A 22,057-nucleotide genomic window follows, 5' to 3' on the forward strand; every position below is an offset into this window, starting at 1 on the left:
CCGCCAGTCAATGACGCTGTGGAGAGCAGGTTAAGCCTCGTAATTCCGAGGGGCGGGAGAAATAGAGCACAAAAGTTTGATTAAAAGGGTTGCCTAAGTAAGGCTTACCTTCTGTATTCCCAATCTCCTGACCGAAGGAAGACGAGTGTCGCTGATGCCCCGCCTTGACGAGTTACCCGTGGATGACCGCCGTGCCAGCGGTGTACGCACGAAACCTGAGCCGCCGGGACAGGACTTCGGCTCCCGGGTGGAACTCGCCCTGGGGGCAACCAACCACCTCTTCAACGCCCGGAACTCGCCGCGCTACGTTGCGCAGGTCCTGCAGGGCGTCAACGCCGTGGCCACCAAACTGGAACGCACCACCACGCCGTTTACCGGCGTCGGGCCTTCAGAGATGAAGGCGCGCGTGGGCGCCGTTGACCTGGACTCCCCGCTGCCGGACACGGCCGCGGCGCTGCAGGAACTCGAATCCGTGTACCTCCGGGACGCCATCTACTTCCACGACGCCAAATACGCCGCCCACCTCAACTGCCCGGTGGTGATTCCCGCCCTGGTGGGCGAGGCCATCCTGTCCGCCGTGAACTCCTCACTGGACACCTGGGACCAGAGCGCCGGCGCCACCATGATCGAACGCCGCCTCATCGACTGGGCGGCAGAACGGCTCAACCTTGGCGCCAGCGCGGACGGCATCTTCACCTCCGGGGGCAGCCAGTCCAACCTCCAGGCCCTTCTCATCGCTCGGAACCACGCCGTGGCCGGCCTCCGCCAGGATCCCGCCCGCAGCGGCCTGCGGCTTCCGGCGCTGCTGGACACCCTGCGGATCTTCACGTCGGCGGACAGCCACTTCAGCATCCAGAAGTCCGCGTCCATGCTGGGTCTCGGCTTCGACGCCGTCATCAGTATCCCCTGCACCGCCGACCATCGAATGGACCCCACAGCCCTCGCCGAAGCGATGGCGGAGGCTCACGACGCCGGCCTGACCGCGATGGCGGTGGTGGCCACCGCCGGGACCACGGACTTCGGTGCGGTGGATCCGCTCGCAGAGCTCGCCGCCCTTGCCAGCGCCTACGGCGCCTGGTTCCACGTCGATGCCGCGTACGGCGGCGGCCTGATGGTCTCCGGACGGTACCGCCACCTGCTGGACGGCACCCGTCTTGCGGATTCTGTCACCGTCGACTTCCACAAGACCTTCTTCCAGCCGGTCAGTTCCAGCGCGCTGCTGGTTCGCGAGTCCGCCATGCTGCGCCACATCACCTACTACGCGGACTACCTTAATCCGGAGAGCGCAGCCCTGGCCGACATCCCCAACCAGGTGGACAAGAGCCTCCAGACCACCCGGCGGTTTGATGCGCTCAAGCTGTGGCTCACCCTGCGGATCATGGGAGCTGACGCCATCGGGGCATTGTTCGACGAGGCCATCGACCTGGCCGCCCGGGTGGGTTCGCTGCTCGAAGCCGACGACGACTTCGAGCTGGCCGCTGCACCCCAGCTCAGCACCCTGGTTTTCCGCTACCGGCCTGTCCTGGCAGACGGCGGACGCCTGTCCGAGGACACCGCTGACACCATCAATCCCGCCATCCGGGCAGCCGTCTTCGCGTCCGGCCAGGCCGTGGTTGCCGGCACCCGGGTGGGCGGCCGGCACTACCTGAAATTCACCCTGCTCAACGCCGAGGCAACGCTCGAGGACATCGCCGACATCATCGGCCTTCTCCGCACGACCGGCGCCGGACTGCTGCAGAGCGAGGTATCCGCATGAGCACCCCTGATAACCAAAAGGCAGGCAACCGCAGGATCCACGACTTCGCCGCCATCGGCGTCGGCCCCTTCAACCTGGGCCTCGCCGCACTCACCGAGCCCGTGGAGGGGGTGGACGGCATCTTCCTGGAACAGCGCGGGTCCTTCGACTGGCACCCCGGGATGATGCTGGAACCCGCCCACCTCCAGGTCCCGTTCATGGCCGACCTGGTCACCCTGGCCGACCCCACGTCGCCCTATTCGTTCCTGAACTTCCTGAAGCAGACGGGCCGGCTGTACCGCTTCTACATCCGCGAAAACTTCTATCCCCTGCGCGCCGAGTACAACCAGTACTGCCAGTGGGTGGCAGGGCAACTGGCCTCGGTCCGTTTTGGCACGGCTGTGCTTGATACGACGTACGACGGCGGCGTGTACCGCCTGTCCGTGTCAGGTCCGGAAGGGCCGGAGGTGCTATTCGCCCGGCGCCTGGTGCTGGGTACCGGCACCTCCCCGTACGTGCCGGACGCCGGTGCGGGCATCGTCGCCGCGGCTGCGGCCGGGCGCGGGGGAGTGGCCTTCCACAACGCCGACTACCTGGCCCGGAAGGCCGAGCTCCAGCAGCAGCGCAGCATCACCGTCCTGGGCAGCGGCCAGAGCGCCGCGGAAATCTATTACGAGCTCCTGCAGGAAGCCGACGTCCACGGGTACCAGCTGAACTGGGTGACCCGCTCCGGCCGGTTCTTCCCGCTGGAGTACACCAAGCTGACACTGGAGATGACCTCGCCCGAGTACGTTGACTACTTCCACGGGCTCCCGCAGGAGCGCCGGGACCACCTCAACAAGACGCAGAAAAACCTCTACAAGGGGATCAACTCCGACCTGGTCGACGCCATCTACGACCTGCTTTACACCAAGAGCCTCTCCGGCATGGTGGACACGCAGCTGCTGACCCACTCAACCCTTGCCGCTGCGCAGTGGGACCCGGCCGCCGGTACGCACATCCTGCACTTGCGCCATGACGAACAGGGCACCTCCTACACGCTGGACAGTGAAGCGGTAGTGTTCGCCACCGGCTACGGCTACCGGGAGCCGGCATTCCTCGCCGGCGTCCAGGACCGGATCGCCCGCGACGGCTCCGGCCGGTTCGCCGTGGACCGCAACTACAGCACAGGCGTGGTTCCCGGCGAGATCTTCGTCCAGAACGCCGAACTCCACACGCACGGGTTCGTCACTCCGGACCTGGGCATGGGCGCCTACCGCAATTCCTGCATCCTGCGGGAAATCACCGGCCGCGAGGTGTACCCAGTGGAGCGCAGCATCGCGTTCCAGCAGTTCGGCTCCCCGGCGGTCCCGGCACCGCCGGCGGCCGCGGCCACAATGCAGGGCGTTGATGCTGAGGTGCCGGCATGAGGTTCACGTTCCGCTGCCTTGACGCGCACGCCGACGCACCGCTCCTGCACAGCTGGGTGACCCGGCCGTACGCCTCGTTCTGGGGAATGCTGTCCGCCAGCGTGGCGGACGTGGCAGAGGAGTACGCGAAGATCCAGTCGAGCGGCCACCACCACGCCCTGTTGGGGCTCGACGGCGGCGTTCCCGCCTTCCTGGTAGAGGAGTACCTTCCGGCGTCGTCGCCCCTGGCGGCCGTTTATGCCGTGCAGCCCGGCGACGTTGGCATGCACCTGCTGGTGGCCCCGCCGTCGGTAAGCCCCGAACCCGGCTACACCACCGCGGTGATGGACGCCGTCCTCGGCCGGCTGTTTGCCCGCCCGGAGGTGGAGCGCGTGGTGGTGGAACCGGATGCGCGGAACACCAAAATCCATGCCCTCAATGAACGGCTGGGATTCCAGCCCGCCGGGATAGCCGCCCTTCCGGACAAGGAGGCGCTGCTGAGCTTTTGTACCCGCGCCGACTACCTGGCCGCCCGCACGGCGCTACCGTCCGCCCGCACGGCGCTACCGTCCGCCCGTACCACCCTGCAGGGAGCCTCACTGTGACAGTCCACTTGGATACCTTCGCACCTGCCCGTCGCGGGAACCCCGCCACCGCCGCTGCCATGAACGCTGCTCCGCACCTGGCCGGGGAGCGCTGGGACAGGGCAAACCGGCACCTGCTCCGCAAGGCGCTCGCCGAGTTCTCCCACGAACGGATCCTCACGCCCCAACACGTGGATGGAGAAAACGGCAGCTACCGCGTGCGCAGCGTCGACGGCGGCCACGAGTACCGGTTCAACGCCCGAATGCTGGAGCTGGAGCACTGGTCAATCGACGCCGGTTCCATCCGGTACTTCCGGCACGGCACCGAAGCGCCGCTGGACGTGCTGGAATTCATCACCGTGTTCCACCAGGCCCTGGGCATCAACATCCAAATGCTGCCGGTCTACCTGGAGGAAATCAGCAGCACCCTGGCCAGCCATGCCTACAAGCAGTGGGCCGGCCAGCCGTCCGCCGCGGAACTCGCGGCCGGCGTGACGGGCGGGCGGGACGTTGCCGCCGACTTCCAGGCCATCGAACGCAGCATGACCGAGGGCCACCCCTGCTTTGTGGCCAACAACGGCCGGCTGGGCTTTGGCATTAGCGACTACCACGCCTTCGCCCCCGAAACCGGCGCCGCGGTGCAGCTGGAGTGGATTGCCGTGCAGCGCACCCACGCGGTCTTCACCTCGAGTGCCGGGCTGGACTACCGGGCCCACCTGGACGCCGAGCTCGGCCCGCTGGCGCTGGATTTCAGCAACGGGCTGCAGTTGCTGGGCCTGGACCCGGCCCAGTACTTCTTCATGCCAGTCCACCCGTGGCAGTGGGAAAACAAGCTCACCGTGACGTTCGCGGCCGAAATTGCCCGGCAGCGCATCGTCTACCTGGGGGCGGGAAGGGACCAGTACCAGGCGCAGCAGTCCATCCGGACTTTCTTCAACAGCAGCGCGCCGGCCCGGAACTACGTCAAGACCGCCATGTCGGTGCTGAACATGGGCTTCATGCGCGGGCTGTCACCGCAGTATATGAAGGCCACGCCCGCCATCAACGACTGGCTGCGTAACCTGATTGAGGCGGACCCGGCCCTGCAGCAGCGCGGCTTCACCATGATCGGCGAGATCGCCGCCCTCGGTTACCACAACGGGTACTACGAGGCAGGCTCAGCCAACGGGTCGCCCTACCGGAAGATGCTGTCGGCACTCTGGCGTGAGAGCCCTCTGCCCCTGCTCCGGGACGGGCAGCAGCTGGCCACCATGGCCTCGCTCCTGCACGTTGATGCGCAGGGCAAACCGATGGTGTCCGCATTGATCGAACGCTCCGGGCTGGCTCCAGCCGACTGGCTGCGCCGCTACTTCGAGGCGTACCTGGTTCCGCTGGTGCACTGTTTGTACCAGTACGAGCTGGCGTTCATGCCGCACGGCGAAAACGTCATCCTCGTCCTCCAGGACGGGGTGCCGGTGCGGGCCATCATGAAAGACATCGCCGAGGAAATCGTGGTGATGGGGGACCGGCTGGATCTTCCGGAGGAGGTGTCCCGGATCAAGGCCGCCATCCCGGACGGCGAAAAGGTGCTGGCCATCTTTACGGACATCTTCGACTGCATCTTCCGCTTCCTGGCAGCGCTGCTGGAGGAGGACGGGACCCTGGGCCAGGAAGAGTTCTGGCGGACCACGGCCGCCGCTGTCAAGGACTACCAGGAGCAGCATCCGGACCTGGCGGACCAGTTCGCCCGGCATGACCTCTTCGCGGCGGACTTTGAGCTTTCCTGCCTGAACCGGCTCCAGCTTCGCAACAACCAGCAGATGCTGGACCTGGCGGACCCGTCCGGCGGGCTGCAGATGGCCGGACGCCTGGCCAACCCGCTGGCCAGGTTCGCCGGCCGGTAAGACCCGGGAAAGACACCGGCGGATGGCTAGGCTTGCAGGATGACGCCAAACTCCTCCGGAACAACTGCACTTATTACCGGGGCCAGCGCGGGCCTGGGCGCCGAGTTCGCACGCCAGCTCGCCGCCCAGGGCGCCAACCTGGTGCTGGTGGCGCGGAACCGGGCCCGCCTCGAAGAAACGGCGGCGGGCCTGGAACGGCGCTACGGGATCACGGCTGAGGTGCTTCCCGCCGACCTGACGGACGATGCCGGGGTGGCCGCCGTCGTCGGACGCCTGTCCGATCCGCAACGGCCGGTGGGCATCCTGGTGAACAACGCCGGGATCGGGCTGCTGCACAACTTCGAGGACAACCGCATTTCCGAGGAGAAAAAGCACCTGAAACTGCACGGCGAAACGGCCATGGTGCTCACGCATGCGGCGCTCAAGGGCATGCTGGAACGCCGTGCCGGCAGGATCATCAACGTGGCCAGCATCGCCGCGTTCCTGCCCCGCGGCACCTACTCGGCGGCGAAGGCGTGGCTGGTGAGCTTCAGCCGCTGGGCCAACCTCGCCTACCGAAAGCAGGGCATCAAAGTCACCGCCGTCTGCCCCGGCTTCACGCATACCGAATTCCACGACCGGATGGGAATGGACAAGTCGGTGGCCCCCTCCTGGGCCTGGCTGCACGCGGAGCGTGTGGTGCGCGAAGGCCTGGCGGACAACGAACGCGGCCGGGCAGTGTCCATCCCGTCCAAACGGTACAAACTGGTGGCCGCGGTGGCGCGGGTTGCGCCGGCGAAGCTAGTGGCGGGTCCTCCGCGAAGGCCGAAATAGGGCAGGGAACCGGAAAATCGGCCCGAGCCCAAGCAGCCCGGCGAAAGTCCGCGTTCCGGTTCGGCGCACGGCAACCACCACCAGGATTCCCACGAGGGCACCCACCAGCGTTTCCACGCCGCGCTCCAGTATCAGGAGGGCGGGGTCGGTGGGGGCCGCGAGTTGCGTCATCAGCAGGATGACGGGCGTGAAGGACACCATGGCCAGGCCGTAATGGCGGGTCATGAACAGCTCGGTGGTGAACTGGAACAGGATCACCAGGAGCGCCAGCAGCACGGCCTGCTGCCCGGGGAACAGTCCGGCCAGGGTCCAGGGTCCCGGGAGAATTACGACGGCAGTGACCGCCAACCCAACGAACGTCCCCACGATGCGGTGGATGCCGCGGCGGACGCTGCTGGGGAGGTCGGCGCCGGCCAGCGGTACCGCAGCCGCCGCCATGGCCCAGTGCGGGTGGCCGCTGCCGCTGAGGACACCGACTGTTCCCGCCGCCCCCACTGCCAGCACGTACCGCGCCGCGTGGATCAGTATCTCCCGGTGCGTTGGCGGGGACTGGCGGTTCCGCACGGCACCGCGCTCCCAGGTACGGCACCGCATCCAGCCGCTGAAGCCGATGGCCATGGAAAAGGCGGCGGAGCCCGCCGCGATCAGCAGCGCGGCGTACCAGGGGACCACCGTGGGAACGGACGCGCAGGCGCCCAGGGCCAGGATGCCGAAGAACGGGCCGTTGGGTTTGAGCCGCACCCGGTCCGAGTAGATGGACCCCATTCCGGCCAGCGCGGCTTCGACCGCCACCAGCCACCACGAGTGCAGGTGGTTGATGGACAGGACAACGCCCACTGTTACTCCGCCCAGGAGCACCAGGGCGGCCTGGGCCTGATGCCGGAGCCGCAGCTGGTGCGGTTCGGCGCGGCCGTACATGCCGGTCAGTGCCCCGAACACGGCATAGATGATGAGGTCCGTCCGGCCCGCGGCCAGGAGGAGCAGCGAAGGGATTGCGACGCTGGCTGCCACCCGCAGGGCGGCGAGGTGGTCATTGTTGGCAGGTTCCAGCCGGTGGAGTGCGCGCACCTGTTCCATTACGCGCCTCATGTCCATCCCTGCCTGTCTTTTGCCGGGGTCCGGCTGGATCCCCTCAATTGTTTCCGGGCCGTGGCCAGGCAGTCATATCCTCCGGCAGCAGAAGGTCACACAAGGACATCCATGTCCCGCCGTCCGGAGCCGGGGTACTGCGAACCGGGGCACGGCGAAGGCCCGCCCTGCACGCTTCTTAGGGGAAGCGCGCCGGACGGGCCCTGGAAGCGCGGGCTGCAAGCGGGGCTAGACCTTGGCGGGAACCTTCTCGGCCGGGGAGTCTTCCGTGGAAGTCCTGCCGGCGGCAAACGAGTCCTGGATGTCCTGGGTTTCGAACGGCAGTTCGTCCAGGTCGATCAGCGGGTTCTCGTCCTGGGTTGCCACCAGTTCCCTGGCCTCTGCCTGGGTGTCCACGCTGGGCATTGAGCCCGGCAGCGGACGCTGGGCCGATTCCTTCAGGAAGTAGATGGCCACGGCGCCCACCAGGGAGGTGCCCATCAGGTAGTAGGCGGGCATCATGTCGTTGCCCGTTGCGCTGATCAGGGCCGCCACGATGAACGGAGTGGTTCCGCCGAAGATGGCCACCGAAAAGTTGTAGGCGATACCCATGGCACCGTAGCGGCTGGACGTGGGGAATTGCGCCGGGAGCGCCGAGGCCAGGTTGGCCACGTAGAACGCCACCGGGAAGGCGATCAGGGCGAGGCCGGCAAGGGTGGACCAGACTTCGCCGATGCCGATGAGCATGAAGGCCGGGGTGGCCAGGATGACCGTGCTCAGCGCGCCGATCCACAGCACCGGGCGGCGGCCGATCCGGTCGGAGAGCTTGCCCGTCAATGGAATGCACAGGCTCATGACCACCAGGACCGGGATGGTCAGCAGGGTGCCGTGCACTTCGTCGTAACCCTTGGACTCGGTGAGGTACGTGGGCATGTAGGAGGTGAGGGCGTAGCCGGCGGTGTTGGCCGCGGCCACCAGGATCATCGCGACGATGATGGAGCGCCAGTAGGCCTTGACGATTCCGACTGGTCCCTTGGCCGCCGCTTCATCGGAGGCGGCAGCGTTCTTGGCGATGTCCTCCTGGGCATCCAGGGTGGCCTGGAACTGCGGGGACTCCTCGATCTTGCTGCGGAAGTAAATGGCGATCAGGCCCAGCGGGCCGGCTACCAGGAACGGGATCCGCCAGCCCCATTCCTCCATGGCGTCCTGTCCCAGCCCAAGCTGCAGGGCCGACACCAGGGCGGCACCGAGGGCGAAGCCGAGGTAGCTGCCCATGTCCAGGAAGCTGGCGAAGAACCCGCGGCGCTTGTCCGGGGCGTATTCACTGACGAAGGTGGTGGCGCCGGCGTACTCGCCGCCGGTGGAGAAGCCCTGGATGATTTTCAGCAGGACCAGCAGGCCGGCGGCCCACAGCCCGATCTGGGCGTAGCCGGGCAGGAGACCGATGGCGAACGTGCTCGCGGCCATCAGCATGAGGGTGGCGGCGAGGATTTTCTGCCGGCCCATCTTGTCGCCCATCCAGCCGAAGATCACGCCGCCCAGGGGACGGGCGATGAAGGTGGCCGCAAAGGTTCCGAGCAGGAACAGGGTCTGCGTGGTGGGGTCGGATTCCGGCAGGAAGACCGGACCCATGGTGGTGATGAGGTAGCCGAAGACGCCTACGTCGTACCACTCCATGGTGTTGCCCACGATGGTTCCGCCGAGTGCCTTCTTGAGCATCGGCTGGTTCACCACGTTGACGTCGGATTCCTTGAGCCGGCGGCGTGGCAGCCGCAGTGGTTTCTTGGCGGCCCTGGGGGCTGCCGGTTCTGTTCGGCTGGCGTTCCTGGCGCCTGCTGAAGAGTCGGTCATGCTTCGGTCTGTGGGCATTTGGGCAACTCCTGTGGAGGTCATTTGCTTGCGACTTGTAGCTGCCCCGCTCCGGGCAGGCAATCAATTTTACGGGAATTCTGTGGCGCCCGGCCCCGGAGTGCCGTAGGATCCACCCTTTTGGGGCCGTTCCAGCGGATCTTTTATGGTGTCGTTTGCCGCGTATCCCGCGTCATGACACGGGATAGGCGCGGTGTGGCCATCGTTACCAAATCTTTTGCCGGTCAAGCCTCTATTGCGCCCCTCTGCACCGGGATCCGCATCTGAATGTGACACGCCCCACGCAGCCGGTTGCGTGGTGATAGGTCTTTTTCCCTCCCGCCGGTGCGTCGCCGTCGGCCTTCCGGCGTTCCTGCAGCCGGGGGGTTCACAGGCGCCTGCGCGGTGCCTATGGTTGAGCAATGGAAACACCTTCTTCTTGAGCAGGCGGGCACGTGTGGCGGCCTCCGGCCGGCACCCCGTCGTTCCTTTCATACCTGCGCACCCGAGCCGTGCAACGTCCCAATCGGCAGGCCGGCTGCGCAACTCCATCCGCTGGCACGTCCAGCGGTACCCCGGGGCCTCCATGCCGCCAGGGGCAACACTTCATCTGCGGAAAGGAAGATCACATGGCTGACAACCGTGAAACCCACATCAAGCCCGAGCTGGCGGACCATCTTGCGGCGGCAATGAACACTCCGGACCTGCCTGGGCCGGCAATAGCCGGTGCGGCCGGCGTGCCCAAGCAGAACCTGTGGCCGGACGGCAACGGGAAGCGGCGGCACCCGAAGGAACGCGGTTCCGGACAAGGCCGGATGGGCCACGAAGCTGCAGTGACGGCCGTGCACCGCACCAGCAGGCCGCAAATGCCGCATTCGTCCTAGACTGGCCACGCCGCCGTCTGGCTGGCGAACCCGAAAATATCAAGCGACACGCAAATTACCTGGCGACCCCATTATTCGGTGGTCGCCAGGTAATTTGCGCATCGCCGGGGATCATGCGCGTCAGGCCTCGCGCACCACCTCGGACGGATCCTTGTCCAGCCGCCAGCCGCGCCATCGCGGATGCCGCAGCCGTCCCGGGCCCGTCCACTCGCTGTAGGTAACCTCGCCCACCAGCTGCGGCGCCACCCAGTGCGCATCTGCCGAATCCGGACGGGGGACGTCGTGGAAGGGGGACGTTTTCCTGGCGAGCCGTTCCACAGTCTGCCGCAGTTCGCCAAGTTCCCGCATGCTGAACCCGCTGCCAACCCGGCCCACGTACTGCAGCTTGTCGCCGTCCGGGATGCCTACCAGGAGTGAGCCCACCGTGTCCTGGCGGCCACCCTTGCCAGGCCGCCAGCCGCCTACCACCACTTCCTGGGTCTGTTCGATCTTGAGCTTGATCCAGGTGCGGGTCCGCTGCCCGCTCACATAGCGGCTGTCCGTCCGCTTGGCCATGACGCCCTCCAGACCCAGCTCGCGCGCGCTCTCCAGGATGTCCCCAACTTGGTCATCAAGCACCAGCGACAGGTCCACGGGACAGTTGGAAGGGCGGTAGAAGTGCTCCAGCCGCTCGCGCCGCTTGCTGAGCGGAAGCCGGCGGAGGTCCGTTCCGCCGTCGAACAACAGATCGAAGAGGACCAGCCGGACCGGTATGGCCTTGCGGGCCCTTGCGACATCGGCCGGCCGGGTGAGTTTCATGCGGCCCTGGAGCAGCCCGAAGTCTGGCCTGCCGTCCGCGGCAACGGCGACAATCTCGCCGTCGGCCACGAACGGCTTCGCCGGCCAGCAGGAGCGCTCCGTCAGTTCCGGATAGGTCCGCGAGACGTCGTTGCCGTTGCGGCTGAAAATGCGGATCTGTTGCTCATCGGCCACGAGGATGGCCCGCACCCCGTCCCACTTAAGCTCGAACTGCCAGTCGCTGCCTTGGAGGTCCGCGGCGTCACCGGCGGTAGCCATCATCGGGCCGAAGTCGCCGGGGGAGACGGCTGAATCGGCCTCACTGTTTGCGGTACCGCCCTGGGGCGGCGCGGTTTGTTCGGCTGGTTCCCCGGCACTGTCCTCGGGCTCGGCCGGGGGTGCCGCTTGCCGCCGTCGTCCGCCCCGGTGCTCCTTGTCCATGAGGTGGATGAGCCACTGCCCCTCGGAATCCTTGCCCTGCCCCCGGCCGGTGTGGATCAGCGCGTATTTCCTGCTCCCGCCCAGTCCGCCGCCCTCGGAACCGTTAAGGGTGACGATGACCTCCCGGCCGTTGATCCACTTGTGCAGCTCATAGGTGCCGGTGTCCCAGATGGTCATCTCGCCCGCCCCGTACTCCCCTTTGGGGATGACCCCCTCGAAGGTGAGGTAGTCCATCGGGTGGTCCTCGGTCTGGACGGCCAGATGGTTCTTGCCGCCGGACTCCGGGACACCTTTGGGCAGCGCCCAGGACACCAGGACGCCCTCGTGCTCCAGGCGGAGATCGAAGTGGAGCCGGCTTGCGTGGTGCTCCTGGATGACAAACGCGTCCCCGCTTCCGGCCGCACCGCTGAAGGGTTCGGGTGTGGCTTGCGGATCGCGCATTGCACGGTACTTCGCAAGGCGGGGATTTGCGTCGTGCCCGTCCGGGCCGTGTGCAGGTCCGCCCTGAGGTGCCCCGGCGTGTGTTGAACTGGCCTGCGGCAGGTGTCCGGACGCACTGACGACGGCGGCGAAAGGGTCCTTTCCGTCCTGTACCCGGCGCAGGACCTCGTGGTAGTCCAGGTGCTTGAGGCGCGGAGAGCTGATCTCGCGCCACGTCCGCGGGGCCGCCACCATCGGCGTCGGCCGCCCCCGCAGTGAGTAAGGCACGATGGTGGTTTTGGCGGCGTTGTTCTGGCTCCAGTCCACCAGCACCTTGCCCTTGCGGAGCGTTTTCTTCATATCGCTGACGGCAAGGTCCGGATGGTCGGCCTCGAGGGCGCGGGCCAGTTCGCGGGCGAACGCGGAGATCTGGTCCGAGCTCTGCGTCCCGTCCAGTGCTGCGTACAGGTGGATGCCCTTGCTGCCGCTGGTCACCGGGACCGGGTCGAGCCCAACGTCCTGCAGGATGGCACGGGCCAGGAGGGCAACCTCCCGGCATTCGGGCAGGCCGGCGCCCTCACCCGGGTCAAGGTCCAGGACCAGCCGGTCCGGGTTCAGCTGGTTGCCGTGGGCATCGACGCGCCACTGCGGCACATGGACTTCCAGCGAATTGATCTGGCCGAACCAGGTCAGCGTGGCGGCATCATTGACCAGGGGGTAGTAGATGGTCCGGTCCTTGTGGGTGATCGCGGCCCGTGGCAGCCAGCCGGGAGCGGAGTCGTCCAGGTTCTTCTGGAAAAACACCTCCCCGGGCTTCTCATCCGTGCCCACGCCGTTGACCCAGCGCTTGCGGGTGGCTGGCCGGCTGGCGGCTGCCGGGACCAGGACGTGCGCCACCGCAGCGTAGTAGGCCAGCACGTCCGCCTTGGTGGTGCCGGTCTGCGGATAGATGATTTTGTCCAGGTTTGTGAGCGTCAGTTCGCGCCCCGCAACCCGGACACGCTCCCTACTGCCGGCCATGGGGCTTCACCTCCGGCCCGGACTGATGTTGACTGTATGAATGAGAGCCATCTGGAAGGGTGCCATCGCGTTCGGGCTGGTCAACGTGCCCGTCAAGGTCTACAGCGCCACAGAGGATCATGACATCAGTCTGCACCAGGTTCACAACGCTGACGGTGGCCGGATCCGCTACCAGCGCCGGTGCGAGGTGTGCAGCGAGGTCATCGACTACTCGGACATTGAGAAGGCCTACGAGGAAGATGGCCGGACGGTGATCCTCTCCAAGGATGAGCTCAAGTCCATCCCGGCGGAAAACAGCCACGAGATCGACGTGGTGCAGTTCGTCCCGTCCGAACAGCTTGAACCCATGATGTTCGAGAAGAGCTACTACCTGGAGCCGGACTCCAAGTCGCCCAAGGCGTATGTGCTGCTGCGGCGGGCACTGGAGGACACGGACCGGGTGGCTATTGTGCAGTTTGCGCTCCGGGAGAAAACGCGGCTTGGTGCCCTGCGCATCAAGGACGACGTCCTGGTGCTGCAGTCCCTGCTGTGGCCGGACGAGGTGCGGGAGGCCAACTTCCCCGCGCTGGACGCCTCCATCAAGATTTCCCCGCAGGAGCGGGAGATGTCCGCCGCGCTGGTGGAATCCATGGCGGCCGACTTCGACCCCGAGGCCTTCACGGACGATTACCAGGTCCAGTTGCGCACACTCATCGAAGCCAAGCTGGAGCAGGGCGAGTCCCTGGACACGGAAGAGACGTTCGGCGTGGAGGCAGGCGAAGGCGGCAAGGGCGAAGTCATCGACCTCATGGAGGCGCTGAAGCGGAGCCTGGACAAGAAGCGCGGCGGGTCGCAGGCCGCTGCCTCCGCCGACGACTCGGACGAGGAAGAGGCTGACAGCGAAGAACCGGCCAAGCCGGCCCGCAGGGCGTCAGGGCGGACCTCGGCGTCATCGGGAGGGGCCAAGCCGGCAGGGACTGCTGCCAACTCGACTGCTGCCAAGTCCACCACGGCAAAATCCGCCACGAAGTCCACGGCTTCTAAATCGGCGGGCACGAAGGCGACAGGCACCAAGTCCACAGCCTCGAAGACCACGGCCTCGAAGACCACCGCCGCAAAGACCGCGGGGACAAAGGGCACAGCCAGCAAGACGGCGGAGGGCAAGGGCACGGCTGCGAAGCCGGCCTCCACCAGGGCCCGCAAGCCCGCATAATCCCGCACGCCCTTTACAGCCCGTTCCGGCACGTCCACAATGGGTCGCATCACAGCCTCCGCTGTGCAAGCAGCGTGCTGTCACTCATCCCGAACAGACACGGTAGAGGGGCGCGGACATGAACGACCATGCGGACACGGTGGAGGCGGACCGGGCGCTGAAGCAGAAGCACCGGGCCATGTGGGCGTCCGGGGATTATCCGGCCCTTGCGGACGAAATCCTGCTGGAGCTGGGCGCCATCCTGGTGGAAGCCTGTGGGGTCACCTCCCGCCACCGTGTGCTGGATGTTGCAGCCGGTTCCGGGAACGCGGCCATTCCTGCCGCGATGATGGGCGCCAGGGTGGTGGCCAGCGACCTCACTCCGGAGCTTTTCGAGGCGGGACGACGGGAGGCAGCGAACCGCGGAGTCAGCCTCGACTGGCAGGAGGCCGATGCTGAGGCACTGCCGTTCGGCGAGGGCGAGTTCGATGTGGTGATGTCCTGCCTGGGTGCGATGTTCGCACCGCACCACCAGACGGCCGCCGGCGAACTGGTCCGCGTGTGCAAACCGGGCGGAACCATCGGGCTGCTGAGCTGGACACCGGAAGGGTTTATCGGCCGGATGTTTGCCACTATGAAGCCCTTCGCGCCGCCGCCACCGCCCGGTGCGCAACCTGCCCCGCTATGGGGGAGCGAGGACCACGTCCGGGAACTGCTGGGGGACAGCATCACTGACGCCAAGGCGCGCAAGCAGACACTTGCGGTGCGGAGCTTCCACCAGCCCGCCGACTTTGTGCGCTACTTCAAGTCCCACTACGGCCCCACGATCTCGGTCTACAAGTTCATCGGCGACGACCCTGACAAGGTAAAGGCCCTGGACACGGCGCTCACGGAACTGGCTGATTCCTTCGGCGACGCCCACGGTGACACGCCATTCCAGATGGAATGGGAGTACCTCCTGTTCACGGCCAAAAAGGTGAAGTGAGGGCCGGGGCCATCTGGCAGGCTCGTCCGTTGCCATCGACGCGCCTTAAAGCCCGGCAGCCGCCGTCGGGCGCATCCCGGGGAGGGAAGGCCCGACGACGGCTGCCGGCACTGTGCCTGTAGGCCGGAACTGTGCCGGGTAAAGCGGCGCTTCCGGTAGGCAGCGTTGCTGCTACTCGGCGTCGTGATCTGTTTCCAGGATCTGGACCAGGCGTTCCAGCGCATCGTCGGCACCGTCGCCCTCGGCGCGGAGGACCACCACGTCACCATGCGAGGCGCCCAGGCTCATGAGGGAAAGGATGCTGGCAGCGTCCATGGCCTCGTCGGCGGGCTCACCCTCGCGGGCGATGGTGATGTCCAGGTCGAACTCGCCTGCTGCCTCGGCAAAGATGGCGGCGGGGCGGGCGTGCAGGCCCACGCGGCTGGCGACGGTTGCGGTGCGTTCTGGCATTGTTGCTCCTTATGTCTTCCGGCGGTTCCGGATAGCTAGTGGGGTAAGGCGGGTCAGACCGTTGCGGGAACGGTCTCCACCGTATCAACCGTCTTCTTGGCTGCCCAGCGCTTCAGCGCCACCACTGCCAGCGCGCTGACGATGGTTCCGGCGATGATGGACAGAACGAACATCAGCAGGTTGCCGATAGCGAAGAACACGAAGATGCCGCCGTGGGGTGCCTGTGACGTGACGTTGAAGGCCATGCACAGCGCGCCGGTCAGTGCGCCGCCTACCATGCTGGCGGGGATGACGCGCAGCGGGTCGGCCGCGGCGAACGGGATGGCGCCTTCGGAGATGAAGGACGCGCCAAGCAGCCACGCGGCCTTGCCGTTTTCGCGTTCGGCAAGGGAGAAGAGCTTCTTGTCCAGGACGGTGGCCAGGGCCATCGCGAGCGGCGGGACCATGCCCGCGGCCATGACGGTGGCCATGATCTGCCACGGCGCCTGGTTGGTTGCGCTGCCCGCGCTCAGGCCTGCGACAGCGAATGCGTAAGCCACCTTGTTGACCGGGCCGCCGAGGTCGAAGCACATCATGAGGCCCAGGATGATTCCCAGGACAACAGCAGAGGCGCCGGTCATGCCGGACAGCCAGCCGTTCAGGCCTGCGGTGATACCTGCGATCGGGCCGCCCAGGAACAGGAACATGGCACCGGAAGCGACGATGGAGGCAAGCAGCGGAATGATGACGACGGGCATCAGGCCGCGCAACCAGCGCGGGACGGCCCAGGTCCCAATCACGTGGGCGATGTATCCGGCCAGCAAACCACCCACGATGCCGCCGAGGAAGCCTGCACCCATGAATCCGGCAACGGCTCCGGCGACGAAGCCGGGGGCGATGCCGGGTCGGTCCGCGATGGCGTAGGCAATGTAGCCTGCCAGTGCGGGTACCAGGAAGCCCATGGACAGGGCGCCGATCTTGAACAGCACGGTGCCCAGGTAAAGCGCCAGGTTGCCCTCGGGAAGGTTGAAGAGGGTGTTGGCCGCCAAAATGTCGTCGGCTTTCGTGCCCAGTGCAATGTCGAATCCTGCGAGCAGGAAGCCGAGGGCAATCAACAGGCCGCCGCCGGCAACGAATGGAATCATGTAGCTGACACCGGTGAGCAGGGCCCTCTTCAGCTTCTGGCCGATATGCTCGCCCTTTTCCCTATCCGCGTTTTCAGCCTGCTCCTCAGCGCCGAAATGCGGAACGCGGCGTGCGTTCGGGTTGTCAGCCGCGGCGAGTGCTTCCTGCACCATTTTGGCGGGCTCATCGATACCGCGTTTGACGGGGGCGTTGATGACCGGCTTGCCGGCAAAACGCTCCTTGCCGCGCACATCGACGTCCACAGCGAAGATCACGGCGTCGGCGGCAGCGATGACTGCCGGGTCCAGCGGCTTGGCGCCGGAGGAACCCTGCGTTTCCACCTGCAGGTCCACGCCGGCTTCCTGTGCGGCGGCGACCAGGGAGTCTGCCGCCATGTAGGTGTGGGCGATGCCGGTGGGGCACGCGGTGACAGCCACGAGGCGCTTAGGGCCGGAGGAACCCGCCGCTGTACCTGCGCCCGTACCTGACACTGCGGAAGCGCCGGACTGCCCGGAAGTGTTCAGGGTTCCCGGAGTTCCATCTGCCGGGGCTGCGGCAGCGTGGGCGGCGGGCTTGTCAGCGAGGGCACCGTCCACCAGGTCCACGATTTCCTCACGTGAGGAAGCGTTGCGCAGGGCTGCGGTGAAGTCCTTCTTGATGAGGGAGCGGGCCAGCTTGGAGAGCAGCTTCAGGTGTGCCTGGTCTGCTCCGTCCGGCGCTGCGATGAAGAAGATCAGGTCAGCCGGGCCGTCCTTCGCGCCGAAGTCCACCTTCGGGTTGAGCCGGGCCATCGCCAGGGTGGGCTCCGTGACTGCCGCTGAACGGCAGTGCGGAATGGCGATGCCGCCGGGGATGCCGGTTGCAGTCTTCTGCTCCCGGGCGTAGGCATCGGCGAAGAGGCCTTCAACCTCGGTTGCGCGTCCGGCGGCAGCTACCTTGCTTGCCAGGTGCTGGATCACCGCTTCGGGCGCGTTGCCCAGGTTCTGGTCGAGCTCGACCAGTTCCGTGGTGATGAGCTGGGTCACTGTCAATCCTTTCGAAGGGCCGTGATGGTTACGGCGTCCGGGGTTGTTTGGTGGACTGCCGGGACGGTGGAACCCGGCAGGGAGGCGGCGGCGGCACCGTGGGCCACGGCCTGACGGAGGCAATCGGCCGGGGCGGCGCCCTGGCCGTGGGCGAGCAGATACCCGGCCAGCGCGGAGTCGCCCGCGCCCACCGTACTGACCGCGGCGACCGGCGGATGCGTGGCCAGCCACGCGCCGTCGGCCGTTACCAGGACAGCTCCCTTGGATCCGAGAGTTGCCAGCACAGCACCCACACCCGTACGAACGACGGCGGCAGCCGCTGCCGCTGCGGCCGCCGGGTCCGCTTCCAGTTCGTCCGCGGTGACCGGGGGAAAGCCGGCCGCGGCGGCCAGCTCTGCCAGTTCTTCGGCGTTGGGCTTGAGGAGGTCCGGCATGCCGTCGGCGCCCCCGGTGAGGGATGCGGCGAGCGGCTGGCCGGACGAGTCGACGGCGATCCGGGGGGCGGCGCCGTCGGCGGACAAACGCAGGCGCTGGGACGCCGTGGCGTAGAAGTCTGCCGGGAACCCTGGCGGCAGCGAGCCGGCCAGGACCACCCAGCTGGCGCCGCGGGAACTCTCCAGCAGCAGCTTGATGAGGGCTTCCTGCTGGTTCTCATCCAGCGCGGGTCCCGGTTCGTTGATCTTGGTGGTCACGCCGCCAGGTTCGGTGAGGGCAACGTTGGTGCGCAGCGGCTCGGAGATGGGCAGCGAGACGAACGGGACCGCGATGTCGCGCAGGCCGGCCAGGACGGGATCACTATCCGCCCCCGGAAGCACGGCCACGGAGTCCAGGCCGGAAGCCACCAGGGCGCGGGAGACGTTGACGCCCTTGCCGCCGGGTTCCTGGCTGACGGAGACGGCGCGCTGCACTTCGCCACGTTCCAGGGGCCCGGGCAGGGCGACAGTACGGTCCAGGCTCGGGTTGGCGGTGAAGGTGACGATCATGCGATCACCACGTCCACGCCGGCTTCTTCCAGCGCGGCTGAGAGTTCAGGTCCGGGTTCGCTGTCTGTTATCAAGGTGTCCAGATCTTTCAGTGAGGCGAACTGGACCAGGGTTTCCGTGTCCAGCTTGGAGGAATCGGCCAGCACCACAATGCGGCGTGCCGAATGGACGAAGGCTGCCTTGACGGCGGCTTCTTCAGGATCGGGCGTACTGAGGCCGAAGCCAGCGTGGATACCGTTGGTTCCCACGAAGGCAATGTCGGGACGGATTCTGGCCGCGGCGTCGACGGTCGCCTGGCCCACTGCAACCTGCGTGATTCCACGGACGCGGCCGCCCAGGATCTGCAGGGCAATGCCGGGAACATTGGAGAGCTTGCTGGCGATGGGCACGGCATGGGTGATGGCGACGAGTTCGGGCCGGGGTTCGGTTGCATCGGAAGGTTCGACGGCGGCGCGGCGGGAGAGCAGGTCCGCTAGGACTTCCGTGGTGGTGCCCCCGTCGAACAGGACGCTGGCGGGCTTGTTCCGGGGGATAAGGGCGAGGGCGGCTTCGGCGATCCGGATTTTCTGGTCGGGCCGCTGGATGGCGCGCTCGTTGATGCTTTCCTCGGTGGTGCTGAAGCGGTCAGCCGCCACGGCACCGCCGTGGACGCGGCGGACGGTGCCGGCGCTTTCAAGGGTGGCAAGGTCCCGGCGGATGGTTTCGGTGGTGATGCGGAAGCGCTCGGCCAGGTGGGTCACGCTGACCCGGCCGCTGCCGGCAACAAGCTCGGCAATCTTCTGCTGGCGCTCCTCGGCGAACACATACCCTCCGTTGCGTAGGTTGCTGATGGTGGGATGCCTGGCCGCTGGTGGGCGTGACTGGCATCACATGATGTTGGGTTACTTGACTTTATCTTTGCTTCTGTTGGTTTGTCAACGGAAACCCACATGAAGCAAAGTGCGAGGCCCGACAGATTTCGTGGCGCTGGGACCTCTGCCGGTGGCTGCCGGACAGCGAAAGCCGGGCCGGACCGCTGTGGTCCAGCCCGGCTTTCCGGGAAAGTGGGCACCTGGTGCCCGGTCATCTATTTCTTGTTCTCCCGCTGTTCTTGGTCCCGGCGCGTCCGGCGCCGGCTAGATCCCGCCGTCCCGGCTTTCGTTGCGGGTTATGCGCTCACCCGTGTTCGGATCCACAACGGAGCGGGTTTCGCTGATGCGCCGGCTCCGGCCGGGAGAGGCAAGGATGAGCGAGGCGATCAGTCCGATGACGCCGACGGCCATCAGGATGTAGCCCACCAGCGCCTGGTCGACGAAGGGAATGAGGCCGGGAGCTACTGCCCAGGCGAGGATGGCGCCCAAGGCGATCAGGAAGATTGATGAACCGATTCTCATGACGTGCTCCTTGTTCGGCCGCGGCTGGCGGCGCTGGTAGGCCTGGCGAACGGTATTGCGTACATATCCACTGCTAAGCATGCTGCCTATAGGCGTCACGCTACCGCCCGTTGTTGCCGGATTCAATCACCCGCGAGCATGGCTCCGCAGGACCGCCCCTGTGGCCAATGGGAAGCGGGTGGTTCAGGAGCTTTGCCTCGGTCCTTGCAGCCGTCGCTAGGCTGGTCCGATGGAAACAGTTGTGTGGTCCAAGCCCGAGGACCAGCGCGCAGGCACTCCTTTGCTGGTGATGATGCACGGCTACGGCACGGACGAGTCCCGCATGGTCCGGCTCTTCGACTATCTTCCGGCCGAATTCACCCTCGCTGCCCTTAGGGCGCCGATGCCCATCGGTGACCACTACGGCTGGTTCCTGCTGGACTACTTCCTGGTCAACGACTTCGCCGACGTCATCTCGGCCAGCAACGCAGTGCACGGATGGGTCAATTCCGTCCGTGGGCAACATACAAGCGTTAGCCTCTTGGGGTATTCGCAAGGCATGGCCATGGCGAGCACACTCCTGCGGCTGCACCCGCAGGCCTATGAGGCGGTGGTCGGACTGTCCGGCTTCGTCCTGAACAACGAGCTGCTGGCCCTCACCGACTCCTTCGAGACCAAGCCGCCGTTCTTCTGGGGACGCGACAAGGCGGACCTGGTCATCAACGAGGACGCTGTTGCCTACACAGCCGACTGGCTCGAGAAAAACACCCTCCTGACCAGCCGGACCTACCCCGGCATGGGGCATGCCATGTCCAAAGCCGAGATGGTGGACGTCAGCGCTTTTCTCCGCCACTACGTCCTCCGGTGAGCGCGAAGCCCCGCCAGCCGGGGCTGCGAACTTCGTCACATACGGGCTGTTGTCCACAGCTGTAAAAAAACAGTTGCCAGTCAAATTTGTAAGCGCTTACACTCATCTTCGGCCGGAAATGCGGCCTCGAGCTGGGCGGATAAGGAGGCCAGGGAAATGCAGACCGAATGCTGCGGCAAGAATTTGGCGCCGGCCGAGTCCGTGCGCACTCCCCGACGCATGGCGTCCCGCCGATTTACCCGGCCGCCGAGTTGTCCTTCAACGGCAACAGGCAGATGATGGAAGACGTATCTAAAACCAGCAGGCCCCCGCGCGCCGTAGCATCTTTCGCCGGCAGCCGCGCGTGCTGGTTACCCGGGCACCGAAGCCACCTCCCCAAAATCCCGTCTTCGCGGCTGCCCGCCGTCTGAAAGGACATACTGCCGATGACTGCATTGCCTGCAACAGAGACCGCCGCCTGGACCGGCGCTTCCGCCATCCTGTTCGACCTGGACGGTGTGCTGACTCCCACGGCCACCGTGCACGAGCAGGCCTGGCAGGAACTGTTCGAAGGCTACCTTGCCTCGCAGCCCGACGTGGATGGCTACCGGGAAAGTGACTACTTCGACCACATCGACGGAAAGCCGCGCTTTGACGGAGTCCGTGACTTTTTGGCCTCCCGGGGAATCGTGCTCCCGGAAGGGCCCCTCGACGACGATCCGGCAAACTCCACTGTCCAGGGCCTGGGCAACCGGAAGAACCGGATTTTCAACGACATTGTCAGCGGCGGCGTAGAACCGTTCGAGGGATCGGTGCGTTTCCTGCAGGCAGCGCTCGAACGCGGACTGAAGGTCGCCGTCGTCTCTTCCTCCCGCAATGCGCCGGCGGTCCTGGAAGCTGCCGGACTCAGCCACCACTTCCCCGTCGTGGTGGACGGCGTGCTGGCCGCGAAGGAAGGCCTGCCCGGAAAGCCGAGCCCGGCCACGTACCACTACGCCGCCCAACTGCTGGGGCTTCCCAGCGCGGAGTGTGTGGTGGTGGAGGACGCCGTGTCCGGTGTCCAGGCAGGCCAGGCCGGTTCGTTCTACTCCGTCATCGGTGTGGACCGCGGTGCCGGGCGGCAAACACTCCTCGACGCCGGGGCAACGCTGGTGGTCAACGACCTGCAGGAACTGATTCCCTAGCCATCCTCCCGGACGGGATGTTGCTTCCCCCGGCAGCAGCCATCCAAATATCGCATCCCCCTCGAATAACACCTGCCGGCTCAGCCGGCAGCACA

General features: G+C 66.4%; 18 protein-coding genes. 10 read left to right on the forward strand and 8 right to left on the reverse strand.

Translation table 11 applies throughout. The features are described 5' to 3' along the window. Positions 1-154: 154 nt before the first annotated feature. The 5 genes from AC5RUU_RS10730 to AC5RUU_RS10750 are packed head-to-tail and all read left to right on the forward strand — an operon-like array spanning position 155 to position 6,403. Entirely contained in the window at positions 155-1,756 is a 1,602-nt protein-coding gene (locus AC5RUU_RS10730; protein WP_493975221.1) for a pyridoxal phosphate-dependent decarboxylase family protein, read from the forward strand. Then, positions 1,753-3,144: a lysine N(6)-hydroxylase/L-ornithine N(5)-oxygenase family protein gene (locus AC5RUU_RS10735; RefSeq protein WP_493975184.1), complete on the forward strand. Its 1,392-nt coding sequence runs from the start codon at positions 1,753-1,755 to the stop codon at positions 3,142-3,144. Before AC5RUU_RS10730 ends, AC5RUU_RS10735 begins: the two co-directional genes overlap by 4 nt. Continuing rightward, a complete protein-coding gene (locus AC5RUU_RS10740; RefSeq protein ID WP_493975185.1) occupies positions 3,141-3,728 on the forward strand; it encodes a GNAT family N-acetyltransferase in 588 nt (195 codons plus the stop codon). Before AC5RUU_RS10735 ends, AC5RUU_RS10740 begins: the two co-directional genes overlap by 4 nt. A 59-nt stretch (positions 3,729-3,787) precedes the next feature. After that, entirely contained in the window at positions 3,788-5,590 is a 1,803-nt protein-coding gene (locus AC5RUU_RS10745) for an IucA/IucC family protein (protein ID WP_493975222.1), read from the forward strand. A 39-nt stretch (positions 5,591-5,629) separates the two neighbouring features. Then, on the forward strand, positions 5,630-6,403 hold the full coding sequence (locus tag AC5RUU_RS10750; protein ID WP_493975186.1) for an SDR family NAD(P)-dependent oxidoreductase: 774 nt from the start codon (positions 5,630-5,632) through the stop codon (positions 6,401-6,403). On the opposite strand, the gene AC5RUU_RS10755 is transcribed toward AC5RUU_RS10750, so the two are convergent. Together AC5RUU_RS10755 and AC5RUU_RS10760 are read right to left on the reverse strand one after the other, a co-directional pair. Further along, the gene (locus tag AC5RUU_RS10755; RefSeq protein ID WP_493975187.1) at positions 6,371-7,492 is read right to left on the reverse strand and encodes an FUSC family protein; all 1,122 of its coding nucleotides are present in this window, start codon (positions 7,490-7,492) and stop codon (positions 6,371-6,373) included. The genes AC5RUU_RS10750 and AC5RUU_RS10755 overlap by 33 nt on opposite strands. 228 nt (positions 7,493-7,720) lie before the next feature. Further along, positions 7,721-9,340 carry an MFS transporter gene (locus tag AC5RUU_RS10760; RefSeq protein WP_493975188.1) on the reverse strand — a complete coding sequence of 540 codons (1,620 nt, stop codon included), beginning with the start codon at positions 9,338-9,340 and terminating at the stop codon, positions 7,721-7,723. 608 nt (positions 9,341-9,948) lie between these two features. On the opposite strand from AC5RUU_RS10760, the gene AC5RUU_RS10765 reads away from it, so the two are divergent. Continuing rightward, positions 9,949-10,203, forward strand: coding sequence for a hypothetical protein (locus tag AC5RUU_RS10765; RefSeq protein ID WP_493975189.1), 255 nt, complete (start codon positions 9,949-9,951; stop codon positions 10,201-10,203). Positions 10,204-10,323: 120 nt separating this feature from the next. Here the strand turns inward: AC5RUU_RS10765 and AC5RUU_RS10770 are convergent, their stop codons facing one another. After that, entirely contained in the window at positions 10,324-12,861 is a 2,538-nt protein-coding gene (locus tag AC5RUU_RS10770; protein WP_493975190.1) for an ATP-dependent DNA ligase, read from the reverse strand. Positions 12,862-12,901: 40 nt separating this feature from the next. On the opposite strand from AC5RUU_RS10770, the gene ku reads away from it, so the two are divergent. Further along, a complete protein-coding gene (gene ku / locus AC5RUU_RS10775) occupies positions 12,902-14,053 on the forward strand; it encodes a non-homologous end joining protein Ku (protein ID WP_493975191.1) in 1,152 nt (383 codons plus the stop codon). Positions 14,054-14,171: 118 nt separating this feature from the next. Continuing rightward, positions 14,172-15,017, forward strand: a complete 846-nt coding sequence (locus AC5RUU_RS10780; RefSeq protein WP_493975192.1) for a class I SAM-dependent methyltransferase — start codon at positions 14,172-14,174, stop codon at positions 15,015-15,017. A 171-nt stretch (positions 15,018-15,188) separates the two neighbouring features. On the opposite strand, the gene AC5RUU_RS10785 is transcribed toward AC5RUU_RS10780, so the two are convergent. From AC5RUU_RS10785 to AC5RUU_RS10805, 5 genes are all read right to left on the reverse strand, one after another. Beyond that, on the reverse strand, positions 15,189-15,467 hold the full coding sequence (locus AC5RUU_RS10785) for an HPr family phosphocarrier protein (RefSeq protein WP_493975193.1): 279 nt from the start codon (positions 15,465-15,467) through the stop codon (positions 15,189-15,191). Positions 15,468-15,520: 53 nt separating this feature from the next. Next, positions 15,521-17,596, reverse strand: a complete 2,076-nt coding sequence (locus tag AC5RUU_RS10790) for a PTS fructose transporter subunit IIABC (protein WP_493975194.1) — start codon at positions 17,594-17,596, stop codon at positions 15,521-15,523. A 2-nt stretch (positions 17,597-17,598) separates the two neighbouring features. Next, positions 17,599-18,579 carry a 1-phosphofructokinase family hexose kinase gene (locus tag AC5RUU_RS10795; protein WP_493975195.1) on the reverse strand — a complete coding sequence of 327 codons (981 nt, stop codon included), beginning with the start codon at positions 18,577-18,579 and terminating at the stop codon, positions 17,599-17,601. After that, on the reverse strand, positions 18,576-19,382 hold the full coding sequence (locus AC5RUU_RS10800) for a DeoR/GlpR family DNA-binding transcription regulator (RefSeq protein ID WP_493975196.1): 807 nt from the start codon (positions 19,380-19,382) through the stop codon (positions 18,576-18,578). The genes AC5RUU_RS10795 and AC5RUU_RS10800 overlap by 4 nt, the downstream gene beginning before the upstream one ends. Positions 19,383-19,694: 312 nt before the next feature. Then, positions 19,695-19,952, reverse strand: a complete 258-nt coding sequence (locus AC5RUU_RS10805) for a DUF6458 family protein (RefSeq protein ID WP_493975197.1) — start codon at positions 19,950-19,952, stop codon at positions 19,695-19,697. A gap of 229 nt (positions 19,953-20,181) precedes the next feature. Between AC5RUU_RS10805 and AC5RUU_RS10810 the strand changes: the two genes are divergently transcribed. Then, positions 20,182-20,799: an alpha/beta hydrolase gene (locus AC5RUU_RS10810; RefSeq protein ID WP_493975198.1), complete on the forward strand. Its 618-nt coding sequence runs from the start codon at positions 20,182-20,184 to the stop codon at positions 20,797-20,799. 425 nt (positions 20,800-21,224) lie between these two features. Next, positions 21,225-21,962, forward strand: a complete 738-nt coding sequence (locus AC5RUU_RS10815; protein ID WP_493975199.1) for an HAD family hydrolase — start codon at positions 21,225-21,227, stop codon at positions 21,960-21,962. Positions 21,963-22,057: the final 95 nt, after the last annotated feature.

The organism is Arthrobacter sp. K4-10C (assembly GCF_059090085.1).